Source organism: Kutzneria sp. CA-103260, from assembly GCF_018263855.1.
Taxonomy (GTDB): domain Bacteria; phylum Actinomycetota; class Actinomycetes; order Mycobacteriales; family Pseudonocardiaceae; genus Kutzneria.
Window position 1 is genome coordinate 4,739,518 of sequence record NZ_CP073318.1, and the last position, 17,156, is coordinate 4,756,673.

The 17,156-nt window shown below is 70.8% G+C and carries 16 protein-coding genes; 9 read left to right on the top strand and 7 right to left on the bottom strand.

Annotation, left to right across the window (positions count from 1 at the left end; all coding sequences use genetic code 11):
• The first annotated feature begins 2 nt into the window (after nt 1–2).
• From JJ691_RS20360 to JJ691_RS20370, 3 genes are read left to right on the top strand one after another with little or no spacing between them, the layout of a single operon-like run.
• Nucleotides 3–1,043: a FecCD family ABC transporter permease gene (locus JJ691_RS20360; protein ID WP_211771600.1), complete on the top strand. Its 1,041-nt coding sequence runs from the start codon at nt 3–5 to the stop codon at nt 1,041–1,043.
• A 2-nt stretch (nt 1,044–1,045) separates the two neighbouring features.
• The gene (locus JJ691_RS20365) at nt 1,046–2,104 is read left to right on the top strand and encodes a FecCD family ABC transporter permease (protein ID WP_211770320.1); all 1,059 of its coding nucleotides are present in this window, start codon (nt 1,046–1,048) and stop codon (nt 2,102–2,104) included.
• A 3-nt stretch (nt 2,105–2,107) separates the two neighbouring features.
• Nucleotides 2,108–2,935 (top strand): ABC transporter ATP-binding protein, encoded by an 828-nt coding sequence (locus JJ691_RS20370; protein ID WP_211770321.1) that lies wholly within the window; start codon nt 2,108–2,110, stop codon nt 2,933–2,935.
• 99 nt (nt 2,936–3,034) lie between these two features.
• Here JJ691_RS20370 and JJ691_RS20375 read toward each other — a convergent pair whose 3' ends face one another.
• Nucleotides 3,035–4,354 (bottom strand): lysine N(6)-hydroxylase/L-ornithine N(5)-oxygenase family protein, encoded by a 1,320-nt coding sequence (locus JJ691_RS20375; protein ID WP_211770322.1) that lies wholly within the window; start codon nt 4,352–4,354, stop codon nt 3,035–3,037.
• Between the two features lie 173 nt (nt 4,355–4,527).
• Between JJ691_RS20375 and JJ691_RS20380 the strand changes: the two genes are divergently transcribed.
• Nucleotides 4,528–5,034 (top strand): hypothetical protein, encoded by a 507-nt coding sequence (locus tag JJ691_RS20380; protein ID WP_211770323.1) that lies wholly within the window; start codon nt 4,528–4,530, stop codon nt 5,032–5,034.
• A 46-nt stretch (nt 5,035–5,080) separates the two neighbouring features.
• On the opposite strand, the gene JJ691_RS20385 is transcribed toward JJ691_RS20380, so the two are convergent.
• Complete coding sequence (locus tag JJ691_RS20385; protein WP_211770324.1) at nt 5,081–6,229, bottom strand: pyridoxal phosphate-dependent aminotransferase; 1,149 nt, start codon at nt 6,227–6,229, stop codon at nt 5,081–5,083.
• A 71-nt stretch (nt 6,230–6,300) separates the two neighbouring features.
• Between JJ691_RS20385 and JJ691_RS20390 the strand changes: the two genes are divergently transcribed.
• Together JJ691_RS20390 and JJ691_RS20395 are read left to right on the top strand one after the other, a co-directional pair.
• The gene (locus tag JJ691_RS20390; protein WP_211770325.1) at nt 6,301–7,125 is read left to right on the top strand and encodes a LysR family transcriptional regulator; all 825 of its coding nucleotides are present in this window, start codon (nt 6,301–6,303) and stop codon (nt 7,123–7,125) included.
• Entirely contained in the window at nt 7,125–7,712 is a 588-nt protein-coding gene (locus tag JJ691_RS20395) for a DUF1345 domain-containing protein (RefSeq protein WP_211771601.1), read from the top strand. The genes JJ691_RS20390 and JJ691_RS20395 overlap by 1 nt, the downstream gene beginning before the upstream one ends.
• A 12-nt stretch (nt 7,713–7,724) precedes the next feature.
• Here JJ691_RS20395 and JJ691_RS20400 read toward each other — a convergent pair whose 3' ends face one another.
• The 4 genes from JJ691_RS20400 to JJ691_RS20415 form a co-directional block, all read right to left on the bottom strand.
• Nucleotides 7,725–8,516, bottom strand: coding sequence for a maleylpyruvate isomerase N-terminal domain-containing protein (locus JJ691_RS20400; RefSeq protein ID WP_211770326.1), 792 nt, complete (start codon nt 8,514–8,516; stop codon nt 7,725–7,727).
• Between the two features lie 123 nt (nt 8,517–8,639).
• Nucleotides 8,640–9,479, bottom strand: coding sequence for an LLM class F420-dependent oxidoreductase (locus JJ691_RS20405; protein ID WP_211770327.1), 840 nt, complete (start codon nt 9,477–9,479; stop codon nt 8,640–8,642).
• Nucleotides 9,480–9,524: 45 nt separating this feature from the next.
• Complete coding sequence (locus JJ691_RS20410) at nt 9,525–10,169, bottom strand: 4'-phosphopantetheinyl transferase family protein (RefSeq protein ID WP_211770328.1); 645 nt, start codon at nt 10,167–10,169, stop codon at nt 9,525–9,527.
• 10 nt (nt 10,170–10,179) lie between these two features.
• On the bottom strand, nt 10,180–12,117 hold the full coding sequence (locus JJ691_RS20415) for an ABC1 kinase family protein (RefSeq protein WP_249228065.1): 1,938 nt from the start codon (nt 12,115–12,117) through the stop codon (nt 10,180–10,182).
• A gap of 90 nt (nt 12,118–12,207) precedes the next feature.
• Between JJ691_RS20415 and JJ691_RS20420 the strand changes: the two genes are divergently transcribed.
• A complete protein-coding gene (locus tag JJ691_RS20420) occupies nt 12,208–13,779 on the top strand; it encodes a cellulose binding domain-containing protein (RefSeq protein ID WP_211770329.1) in 1,572 nt (523 codons plus the stop codon).
• A gap of 22 nt (nt 13,780–13,801) precedes the next feature.
• On the opposite strand, the gene JJ691_RS20425 is transcribed toward JJ691_RS20420, so the two are convergent.
• Nucleotides 13,802–15,325 carry a serine/threonine-protein kinase gene (locus tag JJ691_RS20425; protein WP_249228066.1) on the bottom strand — a complete coding sequence of 508 codons (1,524 nt, stop codon included), beginning with the start codon at nt 15,323–15,325 and terminating at the stop codon, nt 13,802–13,804.
• Between the two features lie 204 nt (nt 15,326–15,529).
• Here JJ691_RS20425 and JJ691_RS20430 point away from each other — a divergent pair, with 204 nt between their 5' ends.
• Together JJ691_RS20430 and JJ691_RS20435 are read left to right on the top strand one after the other, a co-directional pair.
• Nucleotides 15,530–16,264, top strand: a complete 735-nt coding sequence (locus JJ691_RS20430) for an SDR family oxidoreductase (RefSeq protein ID WP_211770330.1) — start codon at nt 15,530–15,532, stop codon at nt 16,262–16,264.
• A gap of 162 nt (nt 16,265–16,426) precedes the next feature.
• Entirely contained in the window at nt 16,427–17,062 is a 636-nt protein-coding gene (locus JJ691_RS20435; protein WP_211770331.1) for a DUF4360 domain-containing protein, read from the top strand.
• Nucleotides 17,063–17,156: the final 94 nt, after the last annotated feature.

The window sequence follows — 17,156 nt, forward strand, 5'->3', positions numbered from 1 at the left end:
TGGTGCGGCCAGACCCCGAAGGCGTCGAGCTGGCGCGACGTCCGCCACAGCAGGCGGCCCGGGCGGTCGGCCTGGTGGCCGCCGTCGGCGTGCTGATCTTCCTGTGCCTGCTGAGCATCTGGCTGGGCAGCAAGGAGATCTCGTTCGGCGAGGTCTGGCGGGTGCTGCTGCACGACGACGGCTCGGCCGACGCCGTGATCATCCACAGTGTCCGGATGCCGCGGACCGCGCTCGCGGTGCTCGTCGGCGCGGCCCTGGGCCTGGCCGGCACGGTCATGCAGGCGATCACCCGCAACCCGCTGGCCGATCCCGGCCTGTTGGGCGTCAGCGCCGGGGCCGCGTTCGCCATCGTGTTCTCGATCACCGCGCTCGGCGTGAGCTCGCTGTACGGCTACATCTGGTTCGCCTTCGCCGGCGCGCTGGCCGCCACCGCCGTCGTCTACTTCCTCGGTACCCGCGGCCAGGCCGGGTCCAGCCCGGTCAAGCTGACCCTGGCCGGCGCCGCCGTGACCGCGCTGCTGGGCTCGTTCACCAGCGCGATGGTGCTGACCGATCCGGTGGCGCTCAACCGCTTCCGGTTCTGGTCGGCCGGCTCGCTGACCGGTGTGGACGCCGGGGCGCTGCTCCAGGTGCTGCCGTTCATGCTGATCGGCATGGTGCTGGCGATCGCCAGCGGCCCGGCGCTCAACAGCCTCGCCCTCGGCGACGACGTCGCGGTCGCGCTCGGCCGGCGGCTCGGCCCGCTGCGGCTGCGCGGGGCGCTGGCGATCACCCTGCTGACCGGGGCCGCGGTCGCCGTCGCCGGGCCGATCGTGTTCCTGGGCCTGCTGATCCCGCACGCGGTGCGGTTCGCGATCGGCCCCGACCACCGCTGGCTGCTGCCGTACTCCGCGGTGCTCGCGCCGTGCCTGCTGCTGGCCGCCGACATCCTGGGCCGGATCCTGGCCCGCCCCAGTGAGATCCGGGCCGGCGTGATCGTCGCGTTCCTCGGCGCGCCGTTCTTCATCTACCTGGTCCGCCGGCGCAAGCAGCTGGAGTCCTGACCATGAGCCTGCCCCTGCTGCGGCGCGACCGCGTCACCGTCCGCCTGGCCAAGCCGCCGGTGTCCGCCCGGATCCGGCCGCGCCTGGTGCTCGTCTGCCTGATCCTGGCCGTGCTGGTGTTCCTGTTGGGCTGCCTGGGAATGACCATCGGCGACGTGCCGCTGGGCCTGTCCGACGTGCTGTCCGCGGTGTTCGGGGCCGGTGACGCCGGCACCACGTACATCGTGCAGGACCTGCGGATGCCCCGGGCCCTGACCGGACTGCTGGCCGGACTGGCCTTCGGCGCGTCCGGCGCGGTGTTCCAGACCATCACCCGCAATCCGCTGGCCAGCCCGGACATGATCGGCATCAACGCCGGCGCGGCGACCGCGGTGGTGGCCGGCATCGGGTTCGGCTTCGGCGACGGCCTCGGCACCACCACGCTCGGCCTGGCCGGCGGCCTGCTCACCGGACTGCTGGTGTACGTGCTGGCCTGGCGGCGCGGCACCACCGGATACCGCATCCTGTTGGTGGGCATCGGTGTCTACGCCATGGCCACCAGCCTGACCGACTACCTGCTCAGCCGGGCCAACATCACCGACGCGCAGGCGTCGGTCGGCTGGCTGGTGGGCAACCTGGCCAATCGCGGCTGGGAGAACGTGGTGCCGCTGCTGGTCGCGTTCGCGGTGCTGTTCCCGTTAGCGCTGGGCCTGTCCCGCCTGATGGGCACGCTCCAGCTCGGCGACGAGGTCGCCGCCGGCCTGGGCACGCCGGTGCAGCCGGTGCGGCTGGGCCTGATGCTGGCCGGCGCCGGACTGGTCGCCTTCGCCACGGCGTCGGCCGGTCCCATCGCCTTCGTCGCGCTGACCGCGCCGCAGATCGCCCAGCGGCTGGCCCGGCTGCCCGCGCCGCCGGTCACCGCCTCCGCCCTGGGCGGCGCGGTCCTGGTGCTGGGCAGCGACGTCATCGCCCGCGTGATCACGCCGTCCGGGGTGCCGGTCGGCATCGTGACCGGGGTGCTCGGCGCACCGGTCCTGCTCTGGCTTCTGGTCAGGGCCAACCGATCCGGCTCCGGAGGCTGACACATGACATCTCCCAACACATCCCCGGCGGACACGCCATCGCTGCGGGTGCAGGGGCTGCGGGTCGCCTACGACGACCGGGTTGTCATCGACGGGCTGGACCTGGAGATCCCGCCTGGGCAGATCACCGTCATCGTCGGCGCGAACGCGTGCGGCAAGTCCACGCTGCTGCGCACCCTGGCCCGCCTGCTCACGCCGCGTGCCGGCGGGGTCTACCTGGACGGCAAGTCGATCCACTCGCTGCCCACCCGCCAGGTCGCGCAGCGGCTCGGCATCCTGCCGCAGTCCCCCATCGCGCCCGAGGGCATGACCGTCTCCGATCTCGTCAGCCGCGGCCGGGCCCCGCACCAGAACTGGTGGCGGCAATGGTCCACTTCGGACGAGGGGGCCGTGAAGGCCGCCTTGGCGGCAACGGAGATGACCAATCTGGCTGACCGCCGGGTCGACGAGCTGTCCGGCGGGCAACGGCAGCGGGCCTGGATCGCCATGGCCGTCGCGCAGGGCACTCCCGTGCTCCTGCTGGATGAGCCGACGACGTATCTGGACCTGGCGCATCAGATCGACGTGCTGGACCTGGTCGTGGACCTCAACCGGGACGAGGGCCGGACGGTGGTGATGGTGCTGCACGACCTGCCGCAGGCCTGCCGCTACGCCGACCATGTGATCGCCATGAAGGACGGGCGGATCGCCGCCGCCGGCCGACCGTCGGAGGTCATCACCGAGGAGCTGGTGGACGCGGTCTTCGGCGTCCGCTGCCAGATCACCCCGGACCCGGTCAGCGGCACCCCCATGGTGATCCCCATCAGCCGCCACCACCGCACCCCAGCCTGACGCCCCTCCCCCAACGTCGTGAAAGGACCATTCCTCTCATCCAACGAGAGGAATGGTCCTTTCCAAACAACAAAGGGTTGACAGGTGGGCGGGATGGGACTAGTGGGCGCTGATGGCGTACTCCGCTGATGGGGTCTGGACGGTGCGGCGGTCCACAATGGATGCCAGGATCTCGCCGACGCGGACGGCGGTGTTGGACAGCAGCGACGACGTGATGCCGTGGGTGTGCTCAGTGCCGCCCTGGAGGTAGATGCCGCCGCGCACCTCGGGCTCGGTGGTGATGCGGTAGTCCCGCTCCACGCACAGCCGGCCCTCGGCGTCGCGAACGCACTGCGGGCCGAGCTCGCCGAGCAGCGGCGTGGGATCGGCCGGACGGTAGCCGGTGGCGTAGATGACGGCGTCGGCGTCGAGCACGGTCCGCTCGCCGGTGGTCAGCGACTCGACGGCGGCGGTGACGGTCGAGCCGGTGTCGACGACCTCGACCGGCCGGGACACGTTGAGCAGCCGCAGCCGCTGCACGCCGAGCACCCGCTCCCGGTACATCCGGCGGTAGAGCTCGTCGATCAGGTCCACGTCCACGGCGGAGTAGTTGGTGGAGCCGTGGTAGCGCATCAGGCGGTCCTTGACCGGCTCACCGGCCCGGTAGAAGTGGTCCACCGCCTCCGGGTCGAAGATCCGGTTCGCGAACGAGCTGTCGTCGGCCGGGCTGTAGCCGTAGCGGGCGAACACCGCGCACACCTCGGCTCGCGGGAACTCGTCGTGCAGCAGGGCGGCCACCTCGGCCGCGCTCTGCCCGGCCCCCACCACGACGAAACGCCGGGGATCGGCGCCGCGCAGGCGTTCCACGCGGTGCAGCAGCTCGCTGTTGTGCCAGATCCGCGGCCCGACCTCGACACCGGCGGGCAGCTGCGGCCGAAGACCGGTGCCCATCACCAGGTTGCGGGCCCGCAGCGTGCCGCCGTCCGACGTGGTCACGTCGAAGAAAGCGATTTCCCGGCCGTCCCGCACGGGTTTCACCGACACCACCTCGACGCCGTAGGAGACGACGTCGTCGACCTTGGCCGCGGCCCACTCGAAGTAGTCGTGGAACTCGACCCGCAGCGGGAACAGGTTCTTGTGGTTGATGAAGTCGACCAGCCGGCCCACCGAGTGCAGGTAGTTGACGAAGCTGAACTCGCTGGTCGGGTTGCGCATGGTGACCAGGTCCTTGAGGAAGGAGACCTGCATGGTGGCGGTGTCGATCAGCATGCCGCGATGCCACCCGAACCGCGGTTGGCGTTCCAGGAAGTGCGCCGTCACCGGCTCGGCCGTGCTCGCGTTGTGCTCGGCGAGCGCGATCGCGAGCGCCAGGTTCGACGGCCCGAACCCCACCCCTACAACGTCGTAGATCGGGACCTGTTCGCCGGCCTCAGCAGTCATGTCGCTCCCTAGACTGTCCCCACGGTTCAGGGAACCCTAACCTAACTTAGGTGAGCCTATCCTAGAACACTCGTGGTGATGTTCATCCCGCCGGCAGTGAAGAGTTAAGGCATCCGGCGCAGCGTCCGGCGGCGGAGAATCAACGGCGGACGACCGCCGCGTCAGGGAGTACCGTGCCGACGATTCCCGCCCCCAGAACCACCTGCGACCCACCGGATGCCGCCGACACCTTCATCGTCTCGCTGCACACCGTCGTCCACGCGCCCCGCCAGACCGCCCGCACCCGGGCCGTGCTGCGAGCCCGCCGTGACGGCGTGGACCGGTTCCTGCCGGGCATCGAGCCGGGCGCGCGGGTGATCGACACCCGCAACTGCCGGGCCGCCGGATCCGTTCTCCTGCTGGACAACCCGCTGCTGACCGGCGAGACGTGCATCGTCGAGTACGAGCAGAACCGGCTGCCGGCCGACCACTGGGAGCAGGTCCTCACCACGCCGGCCTGGGACCTGGTCATCCAGGTCCGCTTCCACCCGGCCGCCCCGCCCGCGCGATGCCTGGGGTATCAGGGAATCGGCACCCGGATGGTGGAGACGCCCATCGCGCTGACCGGGGACCTCTCAGCGCACACGGTCACCCTCGACGCCCGGCCCGGGGTGCACGGCATCCGCTGGGAGTGGACGTGAATCGGTTTCGTCAGTTCGGTGTGCCGGAGAGCGTGACTCGCGGGGGTCAGCGCAGGGCGTCGCGGATGCGGTCGAGGTGGGCGGCGATCCAGGGCAGGGCGGTGGGGTTGTCGCTGCGCAGGGCCTGTTCCTTCTGGGCGTCGGTGTCCCCGTAGAGCTGGCTGGTGGCGACCCGGATCATGCCGGCCGACGGGTCGTCGCCGAACTCGGCGCCGGGCAGCACGACGATTCCGTTGCGGGCCAACAGGTGGTCGGCGAGCTCGCGGTCGGTGCGGAAGCCGGGGACGTGCGGGTAGAGGTAGAAGGCGCCGTCGGGGGTTGGGGTGTCGAAGAGCTGGGCGACGGCGGCGGCCACGGCCAGGTGGAGTTTTCGGCTCTGGGCAACGCGTTCCACGAGCGCGGGCGGTTCGGTGAAGGCGAGCGCCGCGGCGTGCTGAACCGGGCGGGACGGGGCGGACCAGACCTCGCTGGCGGTGTCGACGACCGTGTCGCGGAGGTGGTCGTCGGTGAAGCGGGCGACGCCGAGACGCCAGCCGCCCAGCGCCAGACTCTTGCTGAGGCCGGAGGTGACGACGGTGCGATGCGGCACGAGCTCGGCCGGACTGAGGAATTCCGCGTCGGTGAGGTCGCGGTAGATCTCGTCGGAGATGATGAGCAGGTCACGGCGCTCGGCGACCTCGCACAGCTCCCGGATCACCGCCGGCGAAGCCAGCCGGCCGGTCGGGTTGTCCGGCAGGGTGACGATCACCGTGGACAGCCGCAGAGCCGCTGCCACAGCGTCAAGTTCAGCCGGATCGGGCACGCCGCCGAGGCTGCGGATCCGCACGGTGTCGAGGCCGTGCATGGCGGCCTGCGCCGCGTAGCTGACCCAGCTTGGCCTGGGCAGCGCGACGCCGCCACGCCGAGCGCCGAGGATCGCCCACAGCAGCGGCTTGCTGCCCGGCGCGGCGACGACCTGGGCCGGCGAGGTCGGCAGCCCGCGCCGGCTCCAGTAGCCGGCGGCCGCCTCGCGAAGCTCGGGAATGCCGGCGACCGGCCCGTATCCGGCGCTGCCGGCGGCCTCGCCCAGCGCGGCGGTGAGCATCGGGTGCACCGGCAACCCGGCTTCGCCGAAGCCGAGCGGCACTACCGGCAGGCCCTCGGTGCGGCGGCGGGCGATCACGTCGTTGGCGGCGAGCGTTGCGGAGACGGCCATGGCCCCCACCGTGCCGCCGGACGAGCATCACGTACAGCGCGAATCGTCGACGCCGAGCATAAGCTCTACCGATGCTCGATCTGCACCGTCTCTCCCTGCTGCACCGGTTCGCCGCCCTCGGCAGCATCGCCGCCGTCGCCACCGCCACGGGCTACTCGGCCTCAGCGGTGTCGCAGCAGCTCGCCGTGCTGGAACGGGAAGCCGGCGTGGCCCTGCTGGAACGCACCGCCCGCAGCGCCACCCTCACCGAGGCCGGCCACCGCCTGGCTGTGCACGCCGGCACGGTGCTCGACGCCGTGGAGGCCGCGGAGTCCGACCTGGCCCACGCGGCCAACGACACCAGCGGCCGGATCGTCATCAGCACCATTCCCACCGTGGCCCTGTCCATCGCCCCCGGTCTGCTCGACCTGAGCGGTCCTCGGGTCGTGCTCCGCCAGCACACCGACGACGCACAGGCCCTGGACCGGCTGCGGGCCCGCGAGGTCGACATCGCCATCATCGACAGCTGGCGGGACGTTCCCCCGCAGCCCGACCTGGTCCGCACCCGGCTGCTGGTCGACCCGGTGGTCATCGCCGGCCCCGTCGACCACACCACCTGGCTGGTCGCGCCGGACGACCAGCCGTCCCGCCGGGTCGCCGAGGAGGTGATGGCCGAGCTCGGCGTCGAACCCGACTCCCGCTGGGAGTTCATGGGCCTGTCCACGATCGCCGGGCTGGTGGCCGCGGGCGTCGGCGCCGCCGTGCTGCCGCGGCTCGCCCTCCAGCACGTGGACGTGCCGACCACTCCGACCGACCGCTCGCGCAGCATAGACGCGGTCGTGCGGGCAGGGTCCCGAACCAGACCCGCGATCGGCGCGGTGCTGGCCGCGCTGGCTGGTATACGGTCGTCGCCGTGATGTCTCGGATGACCCTGCGCCTGTTCGAGCTGGCCCTGTTCGTGTTCGGTGTGCTCGTGTTCTTCTCGGAGAACCTGACCTATCTGGCAACCTGGGTGTTGCTCGCGATCGCCTACGTGGTGCTGTCCGCGTGGCGGGTGGCCCGCTCGGCCGGTGGCACCGAGCTCGTGCCGGTCAGCGGCGGGGTGTTCGCCCGGCTCGGGCTGCTGTTCACCATCTTCACCAGCCTGGTCGGCGTCGGCGCGGCCATCGCCATCGTCGTCAACGGCACGCTGGAGGACAAGTTCATCGGCGTGCCGGCCGTGCTGCTGGCGTGGGCCATCCTGCACTTCGGCTACGCCGAGCGCTACGCCACCGCGTACTACGCGGCCCTGCCGACCAAGCAGTTCCAGTTCCCGGAGACCGACAAGCCGAGTTTCGCCGACTTCGCCTACTTCGCCTTCACCGTGGGCACGACGTTCGCGGTGTCCGATGTGGAGACCCGCACTCCCGTCGCCCGGTTCCGGGTCCTGTCGCACAGCGTGCTGAGCTTCCTCTACAACACCGCCACCGTGAGCATCGCGATCGGCGTGATCGCCGCCAACTAGCGTTCCCCCGGCTCAGAAGCCGGGGAACACCCGGCGCAGGTCGTCCAGCGTGACGGATCCCTTGACCTGCAAGGATTCCGGCGTGTTGGCGGCGTCGTGCCGGCCGGCGAACAGGCGGATCAGGTACTCGGTCGGCGCGGTGATCTCCGCGTCGGCGCCGGCCGGCACGTCGTCGGTCAGGCTCACCGTGTCGGCGATGGTCAGCCCGAACGAGCGGCTCGGGTCGAGGGCCTGCACGGCGATGGTGACCGAGCCGTCGATCTGGTCGGCCTTGCCGGCGAAGCGCAGCAGCGGGGCGATGGCGTCCACCAGCAGCGCCGCCGCGTCCGCGTCGATGGTCGCGGCCGGGTCGAACGCCACGGCCACATCCCAGGAGTGCAGCGCCAGCTCGGTGAGGCGCAGGCTGGCGAACCCGGCCACGTCCAGCGGCTGCGGCATGAAGCCGACGTCGATCCGCAGCTCCCGCAACGCCTTCTCGTCCAGCGCCTCCAGGGCCGCGACCAGTTCCTCGTCCACGCCCGGGAACTCGGCCACCTGCTCGGCCGGCGCCATGCCGTCCCAGCGGGCCCACACCGCCTTGTTGGCCTCCATGCCGCCGGGGCCGGTGCCGGCGAGCGCGCCGCCCAGGGTCGTCCTGCTGATCACGGCTCCGCTGCCGAGGTGGCTGACCACCTGGGCCACGGTCCACTCCTTCGAGCCCGACGGGCGCACGATGTCGTCCGTTCCGAGCGCGGCCAACCGGCCGGCGAGGCTGTCGTGCCCACCGCGCAGCGCGGCGATGATCTGGGCGGCCCGACTGGTCATCTCCCACCTCCATGAGTCGGCGACAACGCTAGCCCCAACCCCCCGCGAGTCCCGCTCTGGGGCAAGCGAATGTCGAGTTCCGGAACTCGACACGTGGTTGCCTGAGAGCGGGACTCGCGGCTGCTAGGCGTGCAGGCGGTTGCCCATCTTGGTCAGGAAGCCCAGGGCGGTGGCCTCGTCGGCGTCGGGCACACCGATGACGATCTCGTCCACGCCCAGGGCCGCGAGATGCTCGATGCGGTCGGGGGTGGCCCGGTCCAGGGCGACGATGTAGGGCTTGCCGGTACGGCCGGCCTTGGCCCAGCGCTCGGTCAGCAGCCGCACGCTGCCGTCGACGTCGCCCTCCTGCGGGGTGGTGATCCAGCCGTCGGCGTTGGCGGCGATCCAGTCGAAGGTCCGCTCGGTGCCGCCCGCGCCGATCAGCAGCGGCAGGTGGGCCTGGACCGGCTTCGGGTAGGCCCAGCTGTCCCCGAAGGACACGAACTTCCCAAGGTAGGACGCGATGTCCTCGGTCCACAACGCCCGCATCGCCTCCATGTACTCGCGCAGGGCGGTGTAGCGGAACTTGCCGGGCACGCCGTGGTCGGCCAGCTCGTCGGTGTTCCAGCCGAAGCCGGCCCCGAGCGTGACCCGGCCGCCGGACAGGAAGTCCAGGGTGGCGATGGTCTTGGCCAGGGTGATCGGGTCGGACTCCACCGGCAGCGCGACGGCCGTGGCCAGCCGGATGGTGGAGGTGACCGCGGCGGCGGCGCCGAGGCAGACCCACGGGTCCAGGGTCCGCAGGTAGCGGTCGTCGGGCAGGTCCGCGCCGCCGGTGCGGGGATGGGCCGCGTCCCGCCGCACCGGGATATGCGTGTGCTCGGGCACGTAGAAGGAGTGGAAGCCGGCCTCCTCGGCCGCCTTCGCGCACACGGCCGGCCGGACGCCCCGGTCGCTGCTGAACAGCACCACCCCGAACCTCATGGCACCTCGCAGACTAGAAACTAGAACGCGTTCTAGTCCACGGTATCAGCGGACGGCGATCGCCGTCACCACATAGCCGTCGCGAATCAAGTACCGGCCGTCAAAACCGGTCAGCGGCGTGCCACGCACCAGCGGTGGCTCAACCAGCAGCTCGACCGAGAACTTGTTCTCGTCCAGATGGAAGGTCAGCCGCGCGTCGTCGAAGCCCAGCCACTTGTGGGTCAGCGGGAACCACGCCTTGTACACGCTCTCCTTGGCGCTGAACAGGATCCGGTCCCAGTGCGTGCCGGCCGGCAGCCCGGCCAGCATCTCCCGCTCCTCGGGCAGCGTGACGATGCCCAGCACGCCGTCCGGCAGCACCTCGTGGGTCTCGGCGTCGATGCCGACGGTCAGCATCTCGTCGGCCCGCGCCACCGCCGCCGCGTAGTAGCCCCGGGTGTGCGTGATGCTGCCGACGATGCCCTCCGGCCACAGCGGCTGCCGCTTGGCCCCGCGCAGGATCGCCACCTCGGGCAGACCGAGCTTGCCCAGCGCCCGGCGGGCGCAGCTGCGGGCGATGGTGTACTCGCGCACCCGCTTCTCGACGGCCTTGGCGACCTCGGGCTCCTCCTCGGGCAGCAGCCGGGCGTCGGGGTCGTCGCCGAGCACGTCCGCGGAGACCACCTCGGCGGGCAGCAAGTCCTCGATCACGGTCGTGACGTTACCGTTCCTGCCGGAAGATGAGCGCCAGCACTCGGAGGACGAGCACAGCGCTAATGATCAGCAAGCTGTAGCCGCACAGCCGCGGCAGCGTGAGCTGCGAGGTCCCGGTGTCGGCGGTGAGCAGGATCACGGCCATCACGCCGGCGGTCGCGCCCAGCGCGGTCAGCAGCACCTGGTGCAGCAGCCCGGTCACGTGCTCGCGGTCGCGCTGGTCGGCGAACAGCCGGATGTTCAGGCTCAGCCGCCCGTTCTCCAGCGCGCCGGCGATCCGCTCGATCCGGCGCGGCAGCCGCCGCAGCATCGGCACCAGGGTCACCAACTCGTCCACCGCGGCCCGACGCAGGGAGTCCGCGTCCATGCTCTGGTTCACGTAGCCGGTGGCCACGCCACGGGCCTCGGCTACCATGTCGAAGCCCGGCGACAGCTGGGTCAGCCCGCCCTCCAGGGTGGCCAGCGCGCGGAACACCGCCGCCACCTCGGGCGGCACCGACAGCCCGAAGTCGGCCACGATCCGGAACAGGTCGGTGAACATGCGCACCCCGGCCGCCGACCCGGCGCCGAGATGCCGGGCCACGAACTGGCCGACCGCCCGCTCCAGGCCGACCTGGTCGATCTCGTCGGGCCGGCGCACCACCTCCAGCAGCGCGTCGGTCACGCCCAGCGTGTCGGCCTTGTCCATGGCCAGCAGCAGCCGTTGCAACGCCTCCCGCAGCGCGCCGTCCAAGCGGCCGACCGAACCGAAGTCGATCATGCCGAGACCGCCGTCGGCGAGCAGCAACACGTTGCCGGGATGGGGATCCGCGTGGAAGACGCCGTCCATCATGACCTGGCGGAGCATGGTGTCCAGCAGCGTGCGGGCCAGGCCCTCGCGGTCCGGCGTGTCCGGCCCGGCCTGGCTCAGCGACACGCCATCCAGCCGCTCCATGACCAGGATCCGCTTGCCGCTCAACGACTCGTGCGGCTCGGGATACCGAACCCCGGTATGGCTCCCGGCGGCCACGGCCACCATGTTCGCCGTCTCCACCCGGAAGTCCAGCTCCTCCCGCATGGCGTCGGCGAAGCCGGTCGCCAGCTCCCGCACGCCGAGCGTGCGCCCCCAGCGGGTCCGGGCGTGCAGGGTCGCCGCCAGCCGGGCCACGATGTCCAGGTCACGCTCCACCACCGAGCCGATGCCCGGCCGCTGCACCTTGACCACCACCCGCTCCCCCGACCGCAGCGTCGCGGCGTGCACCTGGGCGATGGAGGCGGCGGCCAGCGGCTCGCGGTCGAACTCGGCGAACACCTCCGCCACCGGGCGGCCCAACTCCTCGGCCAGCACCGCCTCGACCTGGTCCCACGGCGCCGGCGTGACCCGGTCCCGCAGCCGGCTCAGCTCGGCCACGAACTCCGGCGGCAGCAGATCCCGGCGGGTGGACAGGATCTGGCCCAGCTTCACGAAGGTCACGCCGGCCTCGTCCAGGGCGACGGCCAGCGCGGCGGCCATCCGGGACCGGCCGCTGGGCAGCTCGAAGTCGGTTCGGCGGCGGCCGGACAGGTAGGGGCCGAGGCCGTGCCGGACGGCGATCCGGGTGATCTTCGAGTACCGCCGGGCCCGGGCCAGCCGGCCGCGCAGCCCGCGGACCAGGTCCACCGGGTACGGCAGTGAGCCGGTCGGCACCAGCACCTCGGCCAGCACCAGGAAGATCATCGCGCCCAGCACGCAGACGCAGAAGCCGAGCAGGCCGAGGAACAACTTCGTGGCCACGTCGGCGTTGGTGATGGTCGACCCCATCCCGTTGAGCACCGGGTCGAACAGCGCGATGGCGATCACGCCGGCGATCAGCCGCCGCACCAGCCCGAAGCCCATCCCCAGCAGCCGCGACATCATGGCCGCGAACAGCAGTGAGGTCGCCACCGTGAACACCACGAACGCGATGGAGGTCAACACCGGTTGCATGGGGGGAGGCTACGGCGAACGGCCCTAGCGCGGCGGCCGGAGGGTCCCGCACCATGTGCACGGCTGCCACCACCACAATGGAGCAGCCACATGTTCAGACGCCTCACCCTGCCGGCGGCGGCCGCCCTGGCGATCGCGGCGATCGCCGCGGTCCCCGTCTCCGCCGCCACACCTGGCGCGGTCAGCGCCGACTTCACCCAGACCTCCACCTGGGGCGGCGGATACCAGGGCCAGTACACCGTCACCAACCAGAGCAACCACGGGATCACCAGCTGGCAGGTCGAGTTCGACCTGCCCGCCGGGACCACCGTGTCCTCGTCCTGGGACGCCACCGAGACGGTCAGCGGCAACCACTACACGTTCACCAACAAGAGCTACAACGGCACCGTCGCCGCCGGCGCCACCGCCGCCTTCGGCTTCGTGGCCAGCGGTTCCGCGCTGCCGGGCAACTGTCTGCTCAACGGCGCCACCTGCGCCGGCGTCGTGGACACGACCCCGCCGTCGGCCCCCAGCGGTCTGAAGGCCGGCACCATCACCACCACCGGCGTCGCTCTGTCATGGTCCGCGTCCACCGACAACATCGGCGTCACCGGCTACGACGTCTACCAGGGTTCGACCAGGGCGCTGACCATCGCCGGCACCTCGGCGACCGTCACCGGGCTGGCGCCGTCCACCTCCTACACGTTCACGGTCAGGGCGCACGACCTCGCCGGCAACCAGTCGGCGGCATCTAACGCCATCACCGTCACCACCCAGGCCGGCTCCGGCAGCGGCAGCACCTGGCCGCTGAAGGTCGCCCCGTACGTGGACATGGGCTCCTGGCCGACGCCGGTGCTGACCGACACCGCCAACGCCTCCGGGCTGCAGAACTTCACCCTGGCCTTCGTCACCGGCAACGGCTGTAAGGCGACCTGGTTCAACGCCTACGACCCGACCACCGGCTGGGACCGGGACGACATCGACGCGCTGCGGGCCCAGGGCGGCGACGTGACGATCTCCTTCGGCGGCGAGGCCGGCACCGAGCTGGCCGGATCCTGCACCGACCAGGCCGCGATCCAGCAGCAGTACCAGGCGATCGTGACGGCCTACTCGGCCAGCCGCATCGACTTCGACATCGAGGGCGCGGCGGTCGTCGACCACACGTCGGTGGACCGGCGCAACGCCGTGCTGGCCAAGCTCCAGGCGGCCAACCCCGGGCTGCAGGTCTCGTACACGCTGCCGGTGATGCCCTACGGCCTGACCTCCGACGGCACCTACATCGTGCAGTCGGCGGTGAACCACGGTGTAAACCTCAGCCTGGTCAACGTGATGGCCATGGACTACGGCCAGCACGACGGCGTGGACATGGGGCTCAAGGCGCAGCAGGCGGCGCAGGCCACCCACGACCAGCTCAAGGCGATCTACCCGGCGAAGACCGACTCCCAGCTGTGGGGCCTGGTCGGGGTGACGCCGATGCTCGGCGTGAACGACGACTCGTCGACGTTCTCGCTGGCCGACGCCTCGTCGCTGGTCAGCTACGCCAACGGCCAGCACCTCGGTGAGCTGGCGTTCTGGGAGGTCACCCGGGACCGCAACGCGTGCCAGGGCAGCCTGACCGACTGCACCAACGTCACGCAGCAGCCGTGGGACTTCAGCAAGCGCTTCGAGGGCTTCACCGGCTGACGCCCGCGGCGGCGGCCCCCGCTCAGCTCTGGCGGGGGTCGCCGTCGATCAGGATCTGGCCGTTGTAGCGAATCACCTTGATGTTCTTGTGCTGGGTGACCCCCGGCTGCCCGTTCTTGGTGTAAGTCACGTCTACCGGCACGTTGTCCGAGCCGTCCGGGTTGGCGGTGACGCCCATGGCGTTGTTGCCGACCACGTTGCTGTACTGCGCCCAGTACTGGTTGAAGGCGTCCTGGCTGCCGAACAGGGCCTGCACGTTGGGCGAGAGCATGCCCCAGTTGCCGGTCGGGCCGTTGCCCTGGTCGAAGAAGTTGATCACCAGCTGGCCGGCCTGGCCGAAGTCGATGGGTCCGCCGCTGGGGTCGTTGGTGACGCTGCCCGGCGTGGTTGTCGTGGTGGTGGTCGTCGTCGTTGTCGTCGTGGTGCTGCTGGCCGTGCTCGACGACGTGGACGGCGCGTGCGAGGACGACGTGGTGCCCGCCGGCGGCGGGGCCTGGCCGGCGCTGGTCGCCGGCGGGTTGGTCGTGTTCACCGGCGGCGGCGTGTTGTCGTGGCTGTTGAGCCGCGCGATGATGATCAGGCCCGCGGCGATCACGAGCACCACGACGACCGCGCCGATGATGACGGCGCGACGGTTGGCCGGCTTGTCCTCCGGCGGCAGCTGCACGTCCTGAGCGGTGGGCTGGTCGCTGGACATCACTGCGGTGGCCAGGAACAGCGACGGCGGCTCGGGATCGGCGCCCTCGGCCGCCAGCGCCGTGGTCTTGACGGTGGGCGTCCAGCCGGCGGGCCGGCCGGCGCCGATCTCAGTCAACGCGTCGGCGGCCTCGCGCATGGTCGGCCGCGCCGTCGGCTCGGCGTCCAGCATGCCCATCAGCAGCGTGGTTGCCGGCCCGGCCTGCTTCGGCGGTGGCACCACACCAGTGGCCACGGCGTGCAGCAGTGCTAGGGGGTTCTGGCTGGTGCCGAACGGCGGCCGGCCCTCGACGGCGTTGTACAGCGTCGCCCCGAGCGAGAAGACGTCGGCGGCCGGGCTCGGGTCGTGCCCGCGGGCCACCTCGGGCGCGAGGTACGCGGGCGTGCCGGCGGAGATGCCGGTCTGCGTGACGGTGACGTCCCCGACGGCGCGGGAGATGCCGAAGTCGGTGATCTTGGCGGTGCCGTTCTCGGTGAGCAGGATGTTGGCCGGCTTCACGTCCCGGTGCACGATGCCGGCGGCGTGCGCGGCCGACAGCGCTGAGGCCACCTGGGCGCAGATCCGGGCCGCCTCCTCGGGCGTGAGCGTGCCCCGCTCGGCCAGCACCGAGGACAGGCTGCGGGACGGCAGGAACTCCATCACCAGGCACGGCTCGCCGTCGTTCTCGGCGACGTCGAACACGGTGATCGCGTTGGGGTGCTGCAGCCGCGCGGCGATCCGGGCCTCGCGCATGGCGCGCCGGCGCGCCTCGTCCCACTCCTGCTCGGACAGGCCCGGCTGGAGCACGAGCTGCTTGATCGCGACCATGCGCTCGAGCCGCTCGTCCCTGGCCTGCCAGACGACGCCCATGGCGCCGCTGCCCACCCGTTCGACCAGCCGGTAGTGCCCGGCGATCAGCTGCCCCGTGTCGATGACCGATTACTCCTCGTGAACACCCGAACCCGCACACCCTCGATGGGTCACACAATAGCGACCATGCATTACTACGGGCAGTAGGTGTTGGCCACACCCGTAGCCGGTCCACTATGGACGTCCGACGGTACGTTGACCAGCATGAGGACTGCAATCGTGACCGGCGCGGGCGCCGGCATCGGGGCCGCGGCGGCGGTGGCCCTGCTGGACGCCGGCTACCACGTGGCCCTGGTCGGACGGCGCGAGCAGGCACTGCGGGAGACGGCCGGCGATCGGCCAAACGCCCTGGTCGTGCCCACCGACGTGGCCGTCGAGGAGCAGGTGGACCACCTCTACGACATCGTCGACGACGCCTGGGGCCGGCTCGACCTCCTGTTCAACAATGCCGGCACGAACGGTCGGGCGGCGCCGATCGAGGACATGCCGGTCGACATGTGGCGGAAGGTGATCGACGTCAATCTGACCGGCTCCTTTCTGTGCGCCCGTGCCGCCTTCCGGGTGATGAAGCGGCAGCGGCCGCAGGGCGGCCGGATCATCAACAACGGCTCGCTGTCCGCGCACGTGCCGCGGCCCAACTCGGCCGCCTACACCGCCAGCAAGCACGCCATCACCGGACTGACCCGGGTGCTGTCGCTGGAGGGCCGCCAGTACGACATCGCCTGCGGCCAGATCGACATCGGCAACGCCGAGACGGCGATGACCGCCCGAATGGCCGACGGTGTGCCGCAGGCCGACGGCTCCATTCGCGCGGAACCGCGTATGGACGTCTCCGCGGTGACCGACGCGGTGCTCTACATGGCCGGACTACCCTTGAGCGCCAATGTGCAGTTCATGACGGTGATGGCGACGTCGATGCCATTCATCGGACGCGGCTGACACAATCGCCGACCACTCATGGGACGATCCCATCGTGCCCTGTCCGGACGAAGCTGAATACGACTCAACTTGTTACTCCGTTCAGTGGGCCCCATTTTTCGCATTTGCGGCTACCGTGGGTCGCACCCGCCCCCCAGTCGTGGAGTATTGGGAAGGACACCCATGCTGAAAGCGCTGGCCGCAACCGGTGTGCTTTTCTCACTGTTGCAAACTCCCCAACCGTTTGCGTGGACCAACCCGCCGCCGCCCGACAAGATTGTCATCGACGTCGCGACGGTCAACGGCTCCGGGTGCCCGGCCGGCACGGCCGCGGTCGCCGTCGCCCCGGACAACACGGCGTTCACCGTGACCTACAGCAACTACATCGCACAGGTCGGGGTGGGCGCGCAGCCGACCGACCTGCGCAAGAACTGCCAGCTGAACCTGCGGGTTCACGTGCCGTCAGGATTCACCTACGCGATCGCCGAGGCCGATTACCGCGGCTTCGGCCATCTGGAAGCGGGTGCCTCCGGAACGGAGCGGGCGAACTACTACTTCCAGGGGAACGCCCCGACCGCGTACATTGCCCACAACCTGAACGGCGCTTTCGACGACGACTGGCAGTTCACCGACACGACCGACATCGCGTCGCTGATCTGGGAGCCCTGCGGCCAGGAACGCAACTTCAACATTAACACTGAACTGCGGGTTGCCGCCGGAACGTCTAACACGAAGACGACAACCAGCTTCTTGTCGATGGACTCGACGGACGGCAGCATCACCACCACTTACCACTTCGCGTGGAAGACCTGCCCCTAACCGTCGTAATCCCCGCGGTTCACACGTTCACATGAGTGGCTCACTTGGCCGCGCCGGCCAGGTGAGCCACTCACGTGCGTGCTGACAACGGCGG